This is a genomic window from Iodidimonas sp. MBR-22 (assembly GCF_029946565.1).
Lineage (GTDB): Bacteria > Pseudomonadota > Alphaproteobacteria > Sphingomonadales > Rhodothalassiaceae > Iodidimonas > Iodidimonas nitroreducens.
The window spans coordinates 76,686-94,790 of the sequence record NZ_JARKVQ010000007.1 but is presented as its reverse complement, the minus strand read 5'-3'; the positions used below and the strand labels follow the sequence as shown (position 1 = coordinate 94,790).

The window sequence follows — 18,105 nt, the reverse complement described above, 5'->3', positions numbered from 1 at the left end:
ATGATCATCTCAACAACCATCATAGGCAAATGCCCAAAAGGCGCAAGCAGGCCGTGCACTGATCTGATGCGCATCTTGCCCAAATGATTTTATCCCCATATCGTATCCCCACCGCTTTTATTTGTAAGGGCAGGAGACAATTTTCCCGATGCACGCCCGCCCCACAGCTTTGGTTGATCCTTTTGTGCTCGATCGCTTGCCGCGCCCCCCTTTGGCCCCCGATCTGATCTATGATCTGCCGCATCTGCACTTTCCCCAAAGATTGAATGCGGGGCGCTTTTTACTGGATGCGGCTTTTCAAAAAGCCAAGGGCGAGCCTTTGTGCCGCAGCGATGATCTGTGCTGGAGCGCCGATGAACTGAATGAAAAGGCCTGTAGCCTCGCTGCCCTGCTGCAAAAAAAATACGGCCTTTTGCCGGGCCAGCGGGTGGTGCTGCGCAGCCCCAATAGCCCGTTTTTGATGGCCGCCCTTTTAGGCATTTTTCTGGCCGGGGGGATTGCCGTGCCGGGATCGCCTTTGCTCGGCCCTTCAGAATTGCATCATGTGCTCAGCAGTACCCGGCCCGCCCTTGTTTTATGCGGATCGGATCAGGATCCCAATCTTGATATGGCCCTGCAAAAAGCGATGGCGAACAGCGCCACGCCGCCCCTGAAGCTGATCCTTGATGCGGATCTGCTGATAGAAGCGGCCGCCTTTCGCCAAGATTTCACGGCCATCAACAGCATGGGCGATGATCCCGCCCTTATTTTATTCACCAGCGGCACCAGCGGCCGGCCCAAAGGCGCCGTGCACAGCCATAAGGCCATTGCCGCCCTCGCCCGGGGCTTTGGCGATCATCTTTTCGCGGCCGGGCCGGGGGATCTGGTTTTTGGCAGCCCATCCCTTGGTTTTGCTTATGGTTTTGGGCTTTTATTTGTCTGCCCGCTGGCGGCGGGGGCCTGTTGCCTGTTATCGCCCGATGGCAGGCCTGATGCCCTTCTCGATGATCTGGTGCGCCATCGCCCGACGATGCTGGTCACTGTGCCCACGGTTTATTTTCGGCTGCTCGCCTCAAAAACAAATTTACCCACGGCCAGCTTGCGGCGCTGTTTTTCCGCGGGCGAACCCCTGAGCCAGACCCTTGCCGAAAGCTGGGAAGCCCGCACCGGGGTGCCTGTTCTCGATCTTTTGGGGTCTACCGAAATGCTGGGGCCCTATATTGCATCCGAGGAAAAAAGCCGCATTCCGGGCTGTGCCGGGCGGGCGGTGCCGGGCTATGAACTTAAAATTCTTGACAAGGAAGGCGCCGCGCTTCGGCCCGGCAGCACCGGTCGCCTTGCGGTGCGCGGGCCCACAGGCGCGCAGTTTCTTGATCCCCGCGATCAGGCGGGGGTGATCAAGGATGGCTGGACCCTGACCGGCGATCTGTGCCGCCTTGATCGTGATGGGCGCATCTGGTTCAAGGGCCGGGCCGATGACATGATCTTGTCATCAGGCCATAGCATCGCCGCCATCGAGGTGGAAAAGGCGCTCATGAGCCATCCGGCGGTGGACATATGCGCTGTCACCGGCCTGCCCGATGCCGACCGGGGGCAGTTGGTGGCGGCTTTGGTGGTGCTGCGGCCTGATGATAGCGATCAGCAGGGCGCGGTAGATGCCCGCGCCCTGATCGATCATGTAAAAGCATCCATCGCGCCCTATAAGGCCCCGCGCCGGATCGCTTTTGTTGAAAGCCTGCCGCGCACCCCATCGGGGAAGATCCGGCGCACGGCCCTTGGCTCAATGTTCGGTGATGACATTCAATAAAGCAGGCACGCCCGCCGCCACTTTTTCCATAGCCCGGGATAGCGCCCCCATCATCGCGGCGGGATCGCTCACCTCCTCGCCATAGCCGCCACAGGCTTTGGCAATCTCGTGAAACGCCGGGGATGGGTCCAGCGCTGTCATCGGCATCAGATTGGCGCGCATGGCATGGCCATCGGGATAGACCGAGGCCGTCGCCGTTTTCACCGCATTCCAGCGGCGATTATTGAACACAATGGTGAGGGTGGCAATCTTATGGGCGGCGGCGACCTGATGGCAGGCCACAGGATTGGCAAACATATGGCTGCCATCGCCCAGGGTGCAGATCACCATGCGATCAGGCTGGGCCAGTTTCAGCCCCAAAGATGCAGGCAATCCCCAGCCCAAACCGCCCGCATTGCTGGGGCCATAAAAGCTGCCGGGGCGGGTAAAGCGCATCACCGGGCGGATACAGCCGATTTCATTGACGATGATCGCATCTTCGGGCTTTAGCCGATCAAGGCAATGGCTGACCCATGCGGGCGTCATCCGGGCGGGAATTTCGGGCTTTTGCGGATCGCTGCCCAAAAGCCGGGCCTTCAATTCATGGCGGGCCTTTTCATGGGCAAGGCTTCGTTTTTCGCGGCGGGCATCGATGGCCTTTTGCTGGCCTTGGGCTGCCTTTGCAAAGGCTTGGGAAAGGGCGGGCAGGCCAAAAGCGGGGCGGCATAAAAGGCACAGATCGGCCGAAAAGCCCCGGATCGGAATATCCTGCGCCAAAGGATCGCTGCCCATCTGAATGACCAGCGCCTTGTGCGGCCAATCATGGCGGGCGGGCAGCCATGGGGCCGGGGTATCGAGCACCAGAATAACATCATGATCGGCAAAATCGGCGGTGAAATCAAAGCCCGCCTGCATGGGATGATCAGAGGGCAGATTGAGATAATTGGCGCGATATTCAATCACCGGGCAAGCGGCGATGCTGGCAAAATCCGCCAAAGCCGCCACGGCATCGGGATCGCGACCCGACCGGCTGGTGATGATCAGCGGATTTTTGGCGGCCGCCAGTATCTGCGCCGCCTGCTCGATCTGGCTGTGATCAATGCCCGTGGCCCGTGCCGGGCTGATCCGGCTGTGGGGTGAAATCTTCAGCGTCGCTGCGGGTTCCGCCAATGTTTCGCGCGGCATCCCTAAATAAATCGGCCCGCCGGGATCGCTTGTGGCCAGCGCCATGGCCCGATCCACCATCGTCTCCATCGCCGTGCCGGGGCGCAATTCATAATCCCAAACCACCGCTTCGCGCAGCATCCCGGCCTGATCATACATTTCCTGACCCCAATGGATCGACACATCGCGGCTTGATGCCGAACCGCTTTCGGTGATCGGGGTGCGGCCAGCGCCAAAAAAGATCGGCACATTTTCCCGCGCGGCATTGAGCAGGGCACACAGGCTATTGGCCAACCCCACGCTGACATGAACCATCGCCGCCTGCATCCGCCCGCTGCCCAGATAATAGCCATGGGCCATCGAGACCGCAGCATTTTCATGGGGCACCAAAATGGGCTGGGGCAAGGAAAGCCCCGATTGCGGTGCCCGGGCATAGGCTTCGATGATCGCCGGGAAATCGGTGCCGGGATTGGCGAAAAGATAATCGATCCCCCGCGCCTTCATCACCGCCAGCAGGGCTTCCGCCGTGGTTTCGACCGGCAAATCCAGCTTATCCTGAATGCCCGAATTATCATGATTTTGATCACGCATCATCAGCCCCTGCCATCGGCCATGCCCATAAAGAAGCACATTCCATTAACAACAGACTGTATGGTGACCTAACATATTTAGGACAGCAAGGATTTTATTGATCGATCTGTGAAATCCCGGTGTCAGGACTCTGGCTTCGCCCCAAAAATTACCACCAGACCGCATAGAGCGCGGTCAGGATCAGCAGCACCCCAATGGTTGCCACATTGAAGCTGCCGCTGGTTTTATAATCCACATCGCCCAATTCGATCTGGGATGCCGGGGTTTTATCGGGGAAAGCCAGCGAAACAACGGCAGCGATCCCAAGGCACAGCAAAAACACCAGCCCCACCCGATCGATGAAGGGCAAAGCGGGCCAGAACAGCTTCAGCCCCAGCGATAAAACCGCCGAACCGATGGCCCCGCTAAGCGCGCCTGCGGCATTGGCCCTGGGCCAGAACATCCCCAGCAAGAAGATCACCACAATACCGGGTGTGAAAAAGCCGGTAAATTCTTGAATATACTGGAAAGCCTGATCGAACTGCCCCAGCAAAGGACGGGCGGTAATCATCGCTGTCACAAGCGCCGCAACTGAGACGATCCGACCGATCATCACCAGTTTTTTCTGGCTCGCCGCCTTGTGCATCGGGGCATAGATATCAAGGGTGAAAATGGTGGCGATGGAATTGGTCATCGATCCCAAAGAGGAAATGATCGCCGCCACAAGGGCTGCAAAAACCAATCCCATGATCCCGGCGGGCAGCAGGCTCATCACCGCCGGATAGGCCTGATCGGGGGTTTTGAGATCGGGGGCCAAAATCAGCGCCGCCATGCCCGGCAGCACCACGATCACCGGCATCAACAGCTTGAGATAGGCGGCAAAGGCAATGCCTTTTTGCGCTTCGCTCAGGCTTTTGGCGGCCAGGGCCCTTTGGATGACATATTGATTAAAGCCCCAATAAGACAAATTCATGATCCACATGCCGCCGATCAGCACCGAAATGCCCGGAAGGTCTTTGTAATTGGGATTGTCGGGCGAGAGGATCATATCGAATTTTTCGGGGAAGCGTTCGAGCAGCAGGCCAAAACCGGCCAGAACGCCCCGGCCATCGGCGATGGTATCAAGGGCGATATAGGCGATCAAAAGGCCGCCGAACACCAGCAGAACCACCTGGAAAATATCGGTCAGCGCCACCGCTTTCAGCCCGCCATAAAGGGAATAGGCCCCGGCAAAAATCCCCAAACCCACAAGGCTTAGCACCGGATCGGCCCCGGTCACCGTGTGGATTGCCAAACCGCCCAGCCAGATCACGGCCGTGAGATTGACAAACACATAAACCCCAAGCCAGAACACCGCCAGCACCACCCGCACCCGGTGATCAAAGCGCTTTTCCAGAAATTGCGGCATGGTCGAGATATTATTGCGCAGAAAAATCGGCAGAAAATATTTGCCCACGATGATCAGGGTGATCGCCGCCATCCATTCATAAGAGGCAATGGCCAGCCCCAGAACATAGCCCGAGCCCGACATGCCGATGATCTGTTCCGCCGAGATATTGGCGGCAATCAAAGATGCCCCGATGGCCCACCATGGCAGGCTTTTTCCGGCCAGAAAATAATCGCCGCTATCTTTTTGATGGCCCGCTTTTTCGCGCGAAACATATTGCGCCAGAGAAAAAATAGCGATCGCATAAACCGCCAGAACACCATAATCCAATGAGCTCAGCATCCATGATATCCTTTATATGGCTGCATAAATATGATTTTTAAACGCTGTGTATAACAATCGTTCATGATGATGGAAACCTCAGAAAGGATGTGATCGTAAGCCGTCCTTCCAGGGGATCGGATGAGAAGCCAAAGGCCCCACCGATATCGCCCGCATGCAAAAGGCAGCCGGGATAAACCACCGCCCGATTATAGCGCGGTGCAATCTGTGCCGTGCGCGCGAAAAGGGCGCTATCAGACCCCATATAGCCCGGCTTTGGCAGGCCGATCCGGCTGGCATCGGCGGCCAGTGCCTTTTGATAGGCGCGGGCGCGGTGGGTGGTGATGGCATCATGGCCGGTGCCTTTATGGCGATAAAAAGAGGTGCCACCAAAATCCTGTTTGAACAGATAATGCACCACCGCGATATGGCCGGGATCGCTGCTATCGAAATGCGGGATCGATTGAATGGGCAGCAGACTTTCCGGCGCCTGAGTCACCAAAGAAAAAAGGCATTGCACCGCCAAGGGGGGTGTATCGAGCGGAAGGCCCAAGGGTGCGGCCAGATGATGGCTGATGAACCCCGCCAGAAAATCGCCATAAGCAGCGGGGGCCGGGGCACGCAAACCGGGATAATAATTGCCCGGCTCGCGATCATAAGGCCCGGCCGTGGTCGCCTCGGTCCGCATAAGATCGGGATCATCGAGCAGATCATCAATCACCAGAACCCGATAGCCATCAAGGCTTTCATGGGCGATGATCCCGCTGATCGCCGCCCCCCGCTGCAGGCCTGAAGATGAAGGCATGGCCATCGCCGCCATCAGGAAGCGCTTTGGGCGGGATCGGGCTGAAACCATTGGCCAGCCTGCGCCATCATCTTGTTTTTCCGCTGCACCAAAGCAAAAATATGCCCCAGCGAAATGATCATCGCATAAAGGGCAGGCAAATGGCCCTGCTGGCGCAGTTCATCGATCACCGCAATCGGGGCCGCCTCCAGCGCATCCTCATCAATGGTATAAACCCCCTGCACCTTCATCTGCTCGCCGTCATCCAAAGTGATTTCAAGGGCCAGACGGGTGAGCAGCTTATGGTGCACCAGCTTTTCGATGAAGGCCCGGGTGGCCGCCTCACCGGCGACAAGCTGGGCCAGAATATCCTGCATCGATTGCAGATAAGGCGTGGGGGCGCCCGCCGCATCAAACAGGGCTTCCCCTTTTTCGGTGCCAAGGCTGGGGCTTTTGGGATCGATGCACAAAACGAAATCATGGCCTGCATCGGATCGATCCTCGGCAATATTTTGCGGGCGACCGGCAAAAAAAGGCTGGCGCTGCACATTCAAAGGCACATAAAGCGCATCCCATTCCCCCTGCCGCCAAAACAGATTTTCCCCCTCATCGAACCCACACAGGGCGATGGCGGTAAACTGCCCGGTTTCGGCATTTTTAGTGAAAAGCAGGGGAAATTGCGTTGCCGCCTTCAGAAATTCCTGGATCACCACCGGTATCATCCGCACATTGGCGCTATGGGCTTCCACCTGATCGGGATCGACCCGCAGGCTGCGATGATGCCCGGGATGGAGCGCGGTGAGTGCTGTCATGATCGATCATCCCCCCTTGTGATCGCCTTCAAATCGTCTGCATGCCAATGCGATTGATCTTTTCGATCAACTCGCGATTTTTGGGCAAGGCACGCAAAACCTGATCTTTTTGTTTGGCATTTTTTCCAAAAAGGGCCATGGCATCTTTTTCCCTGTGCAAGCGATGGGCCTGATAGCTGAAATCTGTTTCAAATCCCATCCCATACAGAACATATTGATAGCTGGCCGCCGGGAAAACTTCATTATTGCTTGTGAAATCGGCATTGCCGGGCGCTTGATAGCGCCAGATCTCCAATTGCTGGCGCAGGCTTTCGGGGATGGTGGCCGGATCGCGATTATCGATCCAAAAAGCACTGTCGGTGCGCTGGCTCAGCATATAATGCAGTTTCAGGAAATCGATGATCCGATCCCAGCGATAGGCTGTTGTTTCGTTGAAGCGTCTGGCTGCCAGATCCATCACATCACGGCAGGCGGGCATGTTTTTGGCGATCATATCCGCCGACAATTCGATCAAAACCAGCGCCGAGGCTTCCAAAGGCTCCAGAAAGCCCGCCGATAGGCCGACCGCCACACAATTATGGCTCCAGAAGGTCTGGCGATGGCCCGAACGGATGGGAATCTGGCGCACCGAAAGCCGATCAAAAGCCGGGCCCACATAAGCGCGCAAGGTTTCAGAGGCGGCCTCTTCGCTTTGATAACGGCTGGAATAGACATAGCCCACACCCCGTCGGCTGGGCAGGCCGATATCCCACACCCAGCCCGCCGATTGCGCCGTGGAAAGGGTATGCGGCACGATGGGATCATCATCATGGGCATAGGGAACCTGCACCGCCAAAGCCCGATCGATGAGCAAAACATCATCACAGGGTTTGAAGGGCACATCATAATGCCGACCCAGCAAAAGCGATGAAAAGCCGGTGCAATCAATGAACAGATCTCCATCGATCCGCCCCGATGCCGCGGTTTCCAGCCCCGCAATATCGCCATTATCCGCCGCCACCACGCCTTTCACATCATCCAGAATATGGCGCACGCCCAGCTTTTGGGTGCAATGGCTTTGCAGGAAAGAGCCGAATTTCCCCGCATCCAGATGATAGGCATAATTGGCAACGGATTCATATTCCGGGGTGGTGATCAGCTTGGGTGCCAGATTGCGCTCGCACATCGCTTCCTGGAAACACACCGCATCGGAAAAGGATATTTTCTGTTTCGTATTCGTAACGATCTTTTTCCAATAAGGGGCCAGATCAAAAGATTGAAAGCTTTGGGGCAGCATCAGGGGATGATAATAAAAATCATCATCGCGCCCGGTTACCCAGCGTTGGAATTTTGCGCCCTGTTTGAAGGATGCATCGCAGGCACGGAAAAAATCGGTTTCGGAAATGCCCAATTTGATCAGGGTCGAACGCATGGTGGGCCAGGTGCCTTCACCCACCCCGATGGTGGGCACGGTGGGGGATTCCACCAAAGTCACCGACAAGCCATCTTTTTCATAGGCGCGATGTTCGGCGGCAATGAGACCAGCGGTCAGCCAGCCCGCCGAGCCACCCCCCACGATCACAATGGATCTGATTGCCTTGCTCATCGGCGTTATATCTCCCCAAAAAAGGCTTTAACGGTCATAAAGCTCTGGCGGGTTTTCCCCCTTATCCAACGCTTCTATGGCCGACACAGGCACCCGCCCTGATGGCCGATGCCTGTGTTTGGGCGGCATCATGGCCGCCTGATGATCAAAGCGATCAGAAATTCATCCGCACGCCCAAGGCATAGCGCGGACCGCTTTCTTCTGCCAGCAGGAACTGATTATCGAAACGCCCATGCTTGAACAGCTTTTCATTGGTGATATTGGTGCCTTCAAAAAACACCCGCAGATAATCGGTTACCTGCACGCCACCGCTGATATCGACCTGCGCAAAAGAGCGCACAAAAGTCACCCCATCGCCATTGGTTTGGGTGAGCGACTGCAAGAAGCTGTCGCGCCAATTATAGGCAATGCGGAATTCAAATGGGCCCTTATCATAAAAGCCCACCACATTGGCGGAATCGCTCAGGCCGGTGAGAGCAAAGATCTGGCTGACATCGCTGGGATCAAAATCCACCGAACCGGTGACGATGGTGCCATTGAGCAGCACCCCGAAACCGCTTTCGCCAAAGGAATATTGGATGGCGGCTTCAAGCCCCCTGATCACCGCATTTTCACCATTGATCGGACGGGTGACCCGGAACACCGCAAGGCCATCTTCCGGATCGGGAGCAAAAACATCCGCCCCCGTAGAGGGATCGGTGAGCAGAGCGCCCGACGCGGTTTCAACCGTTTCATCCATCTGGGCATTGACGATGAAATTGCTCACATCCTTGCGGAACAGACCGAAGGAAATATAGTTCGATTGTCCGAAATAATATTCCACCGAAAGATCGAGATTATCCGATTTAAAGGGCAGCAGATTGGGATTACCGCTGGTGGCGGTGAAATCGCCGCCCTGCCGGGTGGTGGTCACGTTAAACACCGGCGACATGGCTTCCAGGGTTGGCCGGGTGAGGGTTTGCGATGCCGCAAAGCGGGTGATCAGGTTATCCCTCACTTCATAGCGCACGGCCAGATTGGGCAGCAGCGCATCATATGACGAGCTTTCCTGGATTGGGATCACCGCCGCCCGTTCCGCCAATAATTCCGTGCGATCCAGAATGCTCAGCCGGGTGATCGGCTCATCGGTGCCGCTCACCCCCACATCGGTGGCTTCGGCCCGCACCCCGGCCACCACATCGATCGGACGACCCATGAATTCGCCGGCAAATTCCATTTCCAGATAACCGGAAAAGGTTTCTTCAGCCACGGCAAAGGAATTGCCCCGGCGCACGGCATCAAAGCTCACGCCGCTTTCATTTTCCAGAAAAGCGATCAGGGCTTCGGGATCATGGACCAGAATTTGTGTGAACAAACGCTCGCTGCCTTTGATACCGCCAAGGAAGCCATCCCCCAGATCAAAAACGGTTTGCGATCCAGCCGGGATTTCAGGATCATCAGGGAAGCCGCAGAAGGTGCAATGAGGCCCGAAGGTATTATCCCAGCGGGTAAGCTTTTTGGTTTGTTTGGAATAATAAAGCCCCGCGCGCAATTTGGTGAGACCCTGACTTGCCCCTTCATCCCATTCAAAATCGGATTTCAACTGCCGGACTTTATCATCCACTTCCCAGCCGCCCCGGATCTGCACATGCGGATCGCCATTGGCCGGATCAAGGAAATTGGAAACGCCATCAGGGGTGACCCCGGGCAGATTGGCGACGCCATCCAATTCCTGCTGACCGCTGAAGATATTGGGATTGGCGGTATCAAATTCGCTCAGGAAAGGCAGGCGTTTATCATCGGATTGAAAGCGCACGCGATTGGCAAAACCGATGATCGAATTGAGCTCGGCCCCGCCATTATTCGCAGCCCGTTCGGCTTTCGAGAAATTGCCATCGACCTTGACGCGGATCGAATCCGAAACCTGCCAATCCGCTTCCACACCGATCAGATAGGTATCGGTGAGACGATCAAAGGTTTTGGCATTGAAATCGGTGGAAAGGCCCACTTCCTGGAACAGATCGATGACCGTTCCATTGGCATCGAGCTGGACATTTTCAGCATTGGGGGCGGTGAACCAATGCCCCAAAGAATTGGAATCCGATTTCACATCAAAGGATGAATAAAGGCCATCGACGGTGAATTGCAGATTTTCGGTGGGGGCATATTGCAAGACGAGGCTGCCGCCGATACGTTCGCGATCCTCGAAGGTAACGCGGGTATCCAGATTGCGCGGCGAAAAGATATTGCCATCAAAACCGGCCCCGCCATTGATCTCGGCCTGCGGGATGCCGACATTTTCAAGCCAGCCATCGGATGCGAGGGCATCGAGCCTTGTTTCACGCTTTTGATAGGAAGCCGCCAGCAAGATCCCCAGCTTACCATCGGCAAAGGTATTGCTGATCAGGCCCGATGCCTGCGGCGAGGCTTCTTCGCTGTTTTCTTCGTAATTCGCCTTCACATTGCCAACGAATTTGAAGCCGTTCACATCAAAGGGCCGCGCTGTTTTGATATTGACCGTGGAGCCGATCCCACCCGATTGCAGGGTTGCAGTGGAGGATTTATGCACGGTGATGCCATTCACCAATTCGGCAGCGATGGTATCGAAGGAAAAGGCGCGCGACAGATCTTCAGATGCAATCTGACGGCCATTCACCAGAACCGTATTGAATTCAGGGCCAAAGCCACGGACGGTAATGAACTGCCCTTCACCGCCCGAGCGATCAATGGAAACACCGGTGATGCGCTGCAAGGATTCCGCCAGATTGGCATCGGGAAATTTGCCGAAATCTTCGGCGGCGATGGAATCGACCACGCCCGATGCATTGCGTTTGGTATCGCGGGCGCTGCGCAGGCTGCCGCGAATACCGCTGACGACGATTTCTTCAAGAACAAGCCCGTCATTTGCGGTTGAAACATCCTGCGCTTCGGCCACCGATGATGAAAATAATGCCGAAAGCGTGGCAACACTGCCCAATAGCTTCGCTCTGTTTTGGTGCCTCACCTGATCTTCCTTTTTTTCTATCGGTTGTCGCCCGCCAGTCACAAGGATGACATCATATGATGTGACCTGAGCGCTGAGGCCCGTGCCGGACAACAGCCGGTCGAGCCCGGTTTCAACCGAAAACTCCCCAATGAGTCCGTTCGTGCGAACGTCCCCGATTACATCCTGGGAAAAAAGAAGAGACCTGTTGGTGATGGTCGAGAATCTGCGCAAGGCATCTGCCAAAGACATGGCAGGAATATCAAAGGCGAAGACAAGGCCGGATGGCCGATCCGCGCTTTCTTTTTCCTGTGCAATCTGCGCCAGAGAAGAACGTGCCATCAGCACATTGCCCCCCGCGCACAGCATCGCACCGCCGAGCCCGACCAGAACCAACTGCCTCCCCATTTGGTATCCCATATCAGTCGCGCTCGTTTTTTTAAAATTCGAACGCCGATAGCTATAATCCGCTAGCGGCGATGATCCTCTAGTCTAACTCGAAATTTTTTGAGATATGAAATCAAGATCTATAAACAGCCACGATCAGGCCCAGGATAGTCAGGCTCAGGATATTCAGGCCCAGGATACTCAGGCTTGGGAGACATAAACCAAACGCTGGCCATATTTTTCGATGCGCAGGCCAAAGCCCTGCTCCAAAGCATCCAAAAGCGCTTCCACCTCGCCCGCCTTGAAATGGCCGCTGATCGGCATATCCAGCAATTGGGGATCAGAAATCACGATCTTGATCGGCGTATAGCGGCTGATTTCATCAATCACCCGGGCCAGCGGATCGGCATCAAACACCAATTGCCCCTGACGCCACAACAGGCGCTGTTGCAACTGCTGTGGATCAACAACGCTGATCACCTGCTCGCTTTTATTAAAGGCCGCCCGCCGCCCCGATGACAGGATAATGCCGGGCCGGGGCTGCGCATCGGCAATGGCAGCAGATGGTTTTTCAATATCATGGGCGGTCAGCTCCACGGTGCCTTCTTCCACCAGCACCTCGATATCCCCTTCGCGCACCCGCACCGAGAAAACCGTTCCCACAGCCTTCACCCCGCCCATCTGGGTCAAAACCCGAAAGGGCCGATCAGGGTCTTTAGCAACATCGAAAAGCGCTTCGCCATAGATCAATTGGATGATGCGCGCCTGATCCGAATAGACCACATCGATCCGTGTTCTGGTATTGAGGGTGATCACCGAACCATCGGCCAGATCGATCACCCGCTGCTGGCCGATATCAGAATAATAGCTTTGACTGATGGGCGCAGGGCTTACGGGCAGATATAAGCGCGCCACCGCCAAAAGACACAAAATGGCAAAGGCCGGCATAGCCAGATGACGCCATGATCGCATCCCCCATCCGCCCAAAAAAGCCGCCCCCACCCGCGACACGCTCGATTGCGATGCCGATTGATCCGCATCTTCATCAAAAGCCACAGAAAGCTGCAAAAAGCGCCGGGCCATCTGTTCAAATGTCTGCTTGTGGGCGGGGCTGCGGCCGATCCATTCCTGCAAAGCCCTGCGATCCCCATCCGACATCGGCCCGCCATCAATCTGCGCCAGCCAGGCACAGGCCTCGCTTTCGATGAGATCGATTTCAGTTGATGGCGTATCCGACATGCCTTGATTGTCTTTCAAAGTCGAAAAAAGCGGCCAAAGCCGGGGATGGACTCAATAACCGCATTCATTCATGTATTTTGCGCAAAGCTGCAGGGCTTTGGCAATGTGCTTTTCCACCGTACTCACAGAAATCCCCAGTGTTTTGGCGATCTCCTTGTGCGAAAGGCCCTTCATCTGCCGCAAAACAAAAACCTGCCGACACTGGGGTGGCAGGGTTTCAACCGCTTGGGCAAACATCATCAGGCGTTTTTTTTGATGGAGCTGCTCATCAATCGCCACCACATCATCTATAATCCCCTGGGATGCCAAATCCTCCAGAAGGCTGATCACATTTTTTTTCTGCCCCGCCCGCGCCTTGAAAGAAAGATTGCGCGCAATGCGAAACAGATAGGCTTTGGCATTCTCCAGCTTTTCCGATTTCCGGGCCGCAAAAGCCCGCAGATAAACATCCTGCATGATGTCATCCACCTCGCTTTTATCGGTGCCCTTTGGCATCAATTGCCTGACATAATGCTGCAGGATCGGCGCGGATTCGAGATAGGTGCTGTGAATATCACGCCCGGCATCCCCCGCCGGATCGGCGGGTCGATTGACGTCCTCTGTCGGGGCAACAGCGCCTTTGTTGCCATGGCCGGAATGATCGTCCACAAATGCTCCCCAAATGAACCCGACTCAGATTATGTCATATCACGTAAAAATAATGGAAGATTATAATTGGTGGGCGCCTGTGCTTTAAAGCCAGAACCCATCATCAATCACAAGCCATGCGGCAGCCTGTTTTGCTGCTTTCCTCTGCCGCCGCCAATATTGATAGGCCTTGGCGGGCATTCAAAGGATCGACCGGCACATCCGCCCCATCAAGGATCGCTTTGGCCATGCCGCCATAAAAAGCACCATAATGCCCCGGCACCGCCCGCTGATCCCCCGGCAATAGCCCGATGGCACCCCCCTCGGCATTAAAAAGCGCCACATCCACCAGCGGCAGATCACCCCCCCATAAAGCCCCCGCCTGATGATCATCAGGCCGCCGGCCCGCCTTCAGCCAGGCTTCCTGAGGATCGAGCCCATAGGCAAAAAAACTGCCCCCATCCCCATGGGCCATGATGGTGGGGCCGGGTTTGGGGGCAAGGGTGGTGACATGCAAAACCACCCGGCAGGTGCCGTAAAACAAGACCAGATGAAAATAATCACAAACCCGCGCCCCCGCCCTTTGCTGCTGGCAATCGGCGGTGATCGCATCCGGCTTACCGAAAAGGAACAGCGCCTGATCGATGAGATGCGCCCCCAGATCATAAAGCACCCCCGCCCCCGGCGCAGGCACTTCGCGCCAGCCTTGTTTGATCTGTGGGCGAAAACGATCAAAATGCAGCTCAACAAATGACACAGCCCCCAATCGGCCTTGGGCCATCGCGGATTGCAGGCTTAAAAAACCGCTGTCCCAGCGCCTGTTCTGAAATACCGAAAGATGCCGCTTTTCCTTTTGCGCCAGGGCAATCAGCGCATCGGCCTGCCCGGCATCCAGCGCCAGCGGTTTATCCACCACCACATGCTTTCCCGCTTCGAGCGCCTTTTGAGCATAAGTGAAATGGCTGTCATTGGGGGTGGCCACCACGATCAGATCCAGATCATCACGGCCGATCAGATCATCCGCCGATCCTATCACCGCTGCCCCCGGGCAATCATGGGCGATCTGCTCCACCCGGCTGCTGTGAATGGCGGCCAGATGCATCCGGGGCTCCAGCCCGATCAGCGGGGCATGAAAAACCGATCCCGCAAGGCCATAGCCCAATAGCCCCACTTTGATCCGGTCCATGGCGATCGTCCTTATTGTTCAGTTTTCATGACAAGGCGCACGTACTGTGCCCCACAATCATGAAGCGAGATATATTTGCTTTTCATTCTCAAGAGGATTTGATGGATTTTTTCTCGGTCGAGCGGGGGCGAAGGCCATAAGCCGCCACCAGATCCCAAACATGGGCGGGCACCATGTTTTTCAGCCGGGCCGGATGCGCCCGGCGCAGATGCAGCACGGTTTCGATGGCTTTCATCTCAAGGCGGGCGCGGGCAAATTCCAGCCCCTTTGGCCCCAAACGCGGCTGCAGGAACGCAACAATCGGGCGCAACCAGCCGGGCATCCGGCGCAAGGGCAAACCACCTGCCGCACGTTCGGTATTGTGCAGAAATCCGGTGACCGCCCCCTTCCGCCGTCCTTTATCGGCTAAAGGCCGACGCACCAGCCGATCCCCCAAAAGCGCCAGCAGATCCGCCCCGCGGGCATTGCGGGCGATCACCCATTGATCGCCATCGCCCCCCATATAGCCCACCGTGATATCCGCCAGACGATTGGTATAATCCACACAGGATTTGCAGGTGAGGGGGAAAAAGTCGGCGGGCAGATTGCTCAGGGGCAGGTTCAAAAACGGGATGGTGCGCGGCGGGCGGCCATCATCAAAGCGCAATTCCACCCTGTAATCGGTGCGAAATTCCAGATAGCTGATGCGATCGGGATCGGGTTCGAGCAAGGACAGAAAATGATGAAAGGCATCGGTGGTGGTATTATCCGAACAGGGCGTGCCAATGACATGGATGCGTTCGAACCCCAAAGTCTGCTCCAAAGCCCGCAAGGCATAGATCTGGCAGGGAATCCCAATCACCGCCAAGCGCCGATAGCCCATCGCCCGCGCCGGCTCCAGAAGCGATAGCAAAGGCGCATAGCCCATCCGCATCCCCCGGCAATGGGCCAGCGCCGCCGGATCGGTGACCATCACCGGCACCGGCTTCCAGCGATCATCGGGATGGGGCGCCATCGTCAGCACCGCATCCACATGCCCCTGTTCCAATAAACTGGCGGCCAGGGCCGTGGTCAATCCGGTCCATTGGGCTTGTTCGGCGGGGGGATCAAGGCGCGCCCGGATCATGGAGTGGATCACCCCGAAAAACCGCTCATCGCCAAGATCTGGATCGGCAGCCCGGCCATGCACGGCTTTTTCCAGAGCCGGATAATCCGGGGCGATGAACTGGCAGGCCCGCCCGCAGGCCTTGCCGCGATCCTGACCCGTGCCCATCCGCGAAACCCCGCAATCGGTGCATAAACCGGGGCGCGCCGCTCCCTCCAAAGGCGGGCTGATGAGCCCCTTTTGGGCCAATTGGCGGGTGATGGATGGCTTTAGATCGTCGCTGTCGCTCATCTTTTGCCTGTCTGCTGATAGCTCATCCCATCATTGTGGCAGCAATCCACCCTTCGAGACAATGAAATCCGCCACCGTCTCAACCCCCTTCCCGGCGCGGATATTGCAAAAAACAAACGGCCGGGTGCCCCGCATCTTTTTGCTGTCGCGGTCCATCACCTCAAGGGAGGCCCCCACCAATGGCGCCAGATCGATCTTGTTGATCACCAGAAGATCGGATCGCGTGACCCCCGGCCCCCCTTTGCGCGGAATTTTATCCCCCGCCGACACATCAATCACATAGATCGTGAGATCCGCCAGTTCCGGGCTGAAGGTGGCGGCCAGATTATCGCCCCCCGATTCAATCAGGATGAGATCGAGATCGGGAAAGCGGGTCACCATATCATCCACCGCCGCCAGATTGATGCTGGCATCTTCGCGGATGGCGGTGTGCGGGCAACCGCCGGTTTCCACCCCCATGATCCGCTCGACAGGCAAGGCGCCGGAGCGGGTGAGAAAATCGGCATCTTCCCGCGTGTAGATATCATTGGTGATGGCAGCCACCGAAAAGCGATCCCGCAGATGCTTGCAAAGGGCATCCATCAAGGCCGTTTTCCCCGAGCCGACCGGCCCGCCGATTCCAACCCGCAAGGGGCCATGGGATGTGTTTGTGCTCATGATCTGAATAGCCTTGTATATTGTGTTTCATGATGAAGGGATGCGAGATCGGCCCGCATCACCGCCCCGCCCAAAGCATTGAGATGGGCATTGAGATGGGCACCGGGAAGAGCGGCGGGATCGATGCTCAGGGCCTCATCCGCCACCGCGCTGATGCTGTTAAACAACCGGGCCAGAACCCGCTGTCCTTCGGTTTGCCCCAAAGGCACCAGCCGCACCGCTGCCGACACCAGATTGGCGGCAAAGGCATGGAGATAAAGCACCAGCGTTTGCGGCAAGGGACAGGATGTGGCCGCAGCCCAAGCGCCCACCGCCACCGGATAGGCGATTTTTGGCGGCAGATCGAAATCGATGGGCCACAGATCGGCGGCAATCCGGCGAAAGGCGGTGCCCTGAGCCTCGGTTTCAAGGCGGCGTTCCTTTGACGGACACAGAGCCAAAGCCAGATCGGCAATCGCCTCAAAAGCCACCCGATCCGGGCGCCAAGCCTTGTTATCATCGGGGCGAAGGGCATGATAGGCCGCCGCCAGCAGGATCGCATCCGACCGACCGCCCCCCGCCATGATGCAGGGCCAAAGCCATGCATAAAGGCTTTCGGCATCCGTGATATCGCCCACCTCCACCGCCCATTCAAGGCCATGGGAATAGCTGAAAGCCCCCACCGGAAAACCGGGAGACAGCCATGTGGATAGCCTTAAAAGCGCGGCATCATCCATGGGCATGACCGTGAGCCGCATGGCCCGGATGCGCATGATCCGAATGTTCATGACCCAAATCTTCATGACCCAAATCTTCATGACCATGGGTGCGGCCCTTGCCATAGGCCCCGCCTTCGGGATCGAAAGGCGCATCCCGCAGATCAACCCGCGCCCCCAGCCCCTCGACCATGGCTTCGATCACATGATCATGGCGGATACGCAAAACCGATTGATTATTTTCTGTAAGGATTTGAGTTGGCAGATGACGATTGCCCAGATGCCACGCAATGCGCCCCAGATGGCGGCTATCATCGCAATGGATATCGGCCACTGGCTCGGGGGCGGCCAGCACCTTGATGATTTCCCCGCTTTCCAATTCCAGCCCATCGCCTTCGCGCAGGGCTTCGGCCTCGGCCAGATCGAGCAGAAAGGATCGGCCCCCTTGGGTTTCCAGCATGATCCGGCGCCGCCAGCGATCATCATAGAAAAGCGCCACCCGATCATGATCGCCCTGATCAGGCCATGTGCCTGCATCCAGCCGCCGCCGGGCCCGCAGGATTTCGTCAGCTTCGCTCATAGCGTCCCC

14 protein-coding genes are annotated in these 18,105 nt (G+C 56.9%); 1 reads left to right on the top strand and 13 read right to left on the bottom strand.

The features are described 5' to 3' along the window. The first annotated feature begins 148 nt into the window (after positions 1–148). Entirely contained in the window at positions 149–1,786 is a 1,638-nt protein-coding gene (locus QK300_RS07170; RefSeq protein ID WP_281301023.1) for an AMP-binding protein, read from the top strand. Here the strand turns inward: QK300_RS07170 and QK300_RS07165 are convergent. The 13 genes from QK300_RS07165 to QK300_RS07105 all read right to left on the bottom strand — a co-directional run bounded on the left by QK300_RS07165 (position 1,760) and on the right by QK300_RS07105 (position 18,096). Next, on the bottom strand, positions 1,760–3,520 hold the full coding sequence (locus QK300_RS07165; protein ID WP_281320829.1) for a thiamine pyrophosphate-requiring protein: 1,761 nt from the start codon (positions 3,518–3,520) through the stop codon (positions 1,760–1,762). The genes QK300_RS07170 and QK300_RS07165 overlap by 27 nt on opposite strands. Before the next feature lie 148 nt (positions 3,521–3,668). Continuing rightward, the gene (locus QK300_RS07160) at positions 3,669–5,228 is read right to left on the bottom strand and encodes a sodium/sugar symporter (RefSeq protein WP_281301021.1); all 1,560 of its coding nucleotides are present in this window, start codon (positions 5,226–5,228) and stop codon (positions 3,669–3,671) included. A 61-nt stretch (positions 5,229–5,289) separates the two neighbouring features. Continuing rightward, positions 5,290–6,012 carry a DUF6445 family protein gene (locus tag QK300_RS07155; protein WP_281301020.1) on the bottom strand — a complete coding sequence of 241 codons (723 nt, stop codon included), beginning with the start codon at positions 6,010–6,012 and terminating at the stop codon, positions 5,290–5,292. A gap of 14 nt (positions 6,013–6,026) precedes the next feature. Beyond that, positions 6,027–6,803: a SapC family protein gene (locus tag QK300_RS07150; RefSeq protein ID WP_281301019.1), complete on the bottom strand. Its 777-nt coding sequence runs from the start codon at positions 6,801–6,803 to the stop codon at positions 6,027–6,029. Between the two features lie 28 nt (positions 6,804–6,831). Next, the gene (locus QK300_RS07145; RefSeq protein WP_281301018.1) at positions 6,832–8,388 is read right to left on the bottom strand and encodes a tryptophan halogenase family protein; all 1,557 of its coding nucleotides are present in this window, start codon (positions 8,386–8,388) and stop codon (positions 6,832–6,834) included. Positions 8,389–8,542: 154 nt separating this feature from the next. Further along, complete coding sequence (locus tag QK300_RS07140; protein WP_281301017.1) at positions 8,543–11,758, bottom strand: TonB-dependent receptor; 3,216 nt, start codon at positions 11,756–11,758, stop codon at positions 8,543–8,545. A 180-nt stretch (positions 11,759–11,938) separates the two neighbouring features. Beyond that, on the bottom strand, positions 11,939–12,976 hold the full coding sequence (locus QK300_RS07135) for a FecR domain-containing protein (RefSeq protein ID WP_281301016.1): 1,038 nt from the start codon (positions 12,974–12,976) through the stop codon (positions 11,939–11,941). 51 nt (positions 12,977–13,027) lie between these two features. Continuing rightward, the gene (locus tag QK300_RS07130; protein ID WP_281301015.1) at positions 13,028–13,624 is read right to left on the bottom strand and encodes an RNA polymerase sigma factor; all 597 of its coding nucleotides are present in this window, start codon (positions 13,622–13,624) and stop codon (positions 13,028–13,030) included. A 103-nt stretch (positions 13,625–13,727) separates the two neighbouring features. Continuing rightward, positions 13,728–14,789 (bottom strand): oxidoreductase, encoded by a 1,062-nt coding sequence (locus tag QK300_RS07125; protein ID WP_281301014.1) that lies wholly within the window; start codon positions 14,787–14,789, stop codon positions 13,728–13,730. 88 nt (positions 14,790–14,877) lie between these two features. Then, positions 14,878–16,164: a Coenzyme F420 hydrogenase/dehydrogenase, beta subunit C-terminal domain gene (locus QK300_RS07120; protein ID WP_281301013.1), complete on the bottom strand. Its 1,287-nt coding sequence runs from the start codon at positions 16,162–16,164 to the stop codon at positions 14,878–14,880. A gap of 30 nt (positions 16,165–16,194) precedes the next feature. After that, a complete protein-coding gene (gene ureG / locus QK300_RS07115) occupies positions 16,195–16,821 on the bottom strand; it encodes an urease accessory protein UreG (RefSeq protein WP_281301012.1) in 627 nt (208 codons plus the stop codon). Further along, the gene (locus QK300_RS07110; protein WP_281301011.1) at positions 16,818–17,588 is read right to left on the bottom strand and encodes an urease accessory protein UreF; all 771 of its coding nucleotides are present in this window, start codon (positions 17,586–17,588) and stop codon (positions 16,818–16,820) included. Before QK300_RS07110 ends, ureG begins: the two co-directional genes overlap by 4 nt. Next, positions 17,530–18,096 (bottom strand): urease accessory protein UreE, encoded by a 567-nt coding sequence (locus tag QK300_RS07105; RefSeq protein WP_281301010.1) that lies wholly within the window; start codon positions 18,094–18,096, stop codon positions 17,530–17,532. The genes QK300_RS07110 and QK300_RS07105 overlap by 59 nt, the downstream gene beginning before the upstream one ends. Positions 18,097–18,105 lie beyond the last annotated feature (9 nt).

Bases quoted from the DNA above. Each gene is read 5' to 3' on its own strand.
- QK300_RS07170 (WP_281301023.1), top strand. From the start codon at position 149: ATGCACGCCCGCCCCACAGCTTTGGTTGATCCTTTTGTGCTCGATCGC.
- QK300_RS07165 (WP_281320829.1), bottom strand. From the start codon at position 3,520: ATGCGTGATCAAAATCATGATAATTCGGGCATTCAGGATAAGCTGGAT.
- QK300_RS07160 (WP_281301021.1), bottom strand. From the start codon at position 5,228: ATGCTGAGCTCATTGGATTATGGTGTTCTGGCGGTTTATGCGATCGCT.
- QK300_RS07155 (WP_281301020.1), bottom strand. From the start codon at position 6,012: ATGCCTTCATCTTCAGGCCTGCAGCGGGGGGCGGCGATCAGCGGGATC.
- QK300_RS07150 (WP_281301019.1), bottom strand. From the start codon at position 6,803: ATGACAGCACTCACCGCGCTCCATCCCGGGCATCATCGCAGCCTGCGG.
- QK300_RS07145 (WP_281301018.1), bottom strand. From the start codon at position 8,388: ATGAGCAAGGCAATCAGATCCATTGTGATCGTGGGGGGTGGCTCGGCG.
- QK300_RS07140 (WP_281301017.1), bottom strand. From the start codon at position 11,758: ATGGGGAGGCAGTTGGTTCTGGTCGGGCTCGGCGGTGCGATGCTGTGC.
- QK300_RS07135 (WP_281301016.1), bottom strand. From the start codon at position 12,976: ATGTCGGATACGCCATCAACTGAAATCGATCTCATCGAAAGCGAGGCC.
- QK300_RS07125 (WP_281301014.1), bottom strand. From the start codon at position 14,789: ATGGACCGGATCAAAGTGGGGCTATTGGGCTATGGCCTTGCGGGATCG.
- QK300_RS07120 (WP_281301013.1), bottom strand. From the start codon at position 16,164: ATGAGCGACAGCGACGATCTAAAGCCATCCATCACCCGCCAATTGGCC.
- ureG (WP_281301012.1), bottom strand. From the start codon at position 16,821: ATGAGCACAAACACATCCCATGGCCCCTTGCGGGTTGGAATCGGCGGG.
- QK300_RS07110 (WP_281301011.1), bottom strand. From the start codon at position 17,588: ATGAACATTCGGATCATGCGCATCCGGGCCATGCGGCTCACGGTCATG.
- QK300_RS07105 (WP_281301010.1), bottom strand. From the start codon at position 18,096: ATGAGCGAAGCTGACGAAATCCTGCGGGCCCGGCGGCGGCTGGATGCA.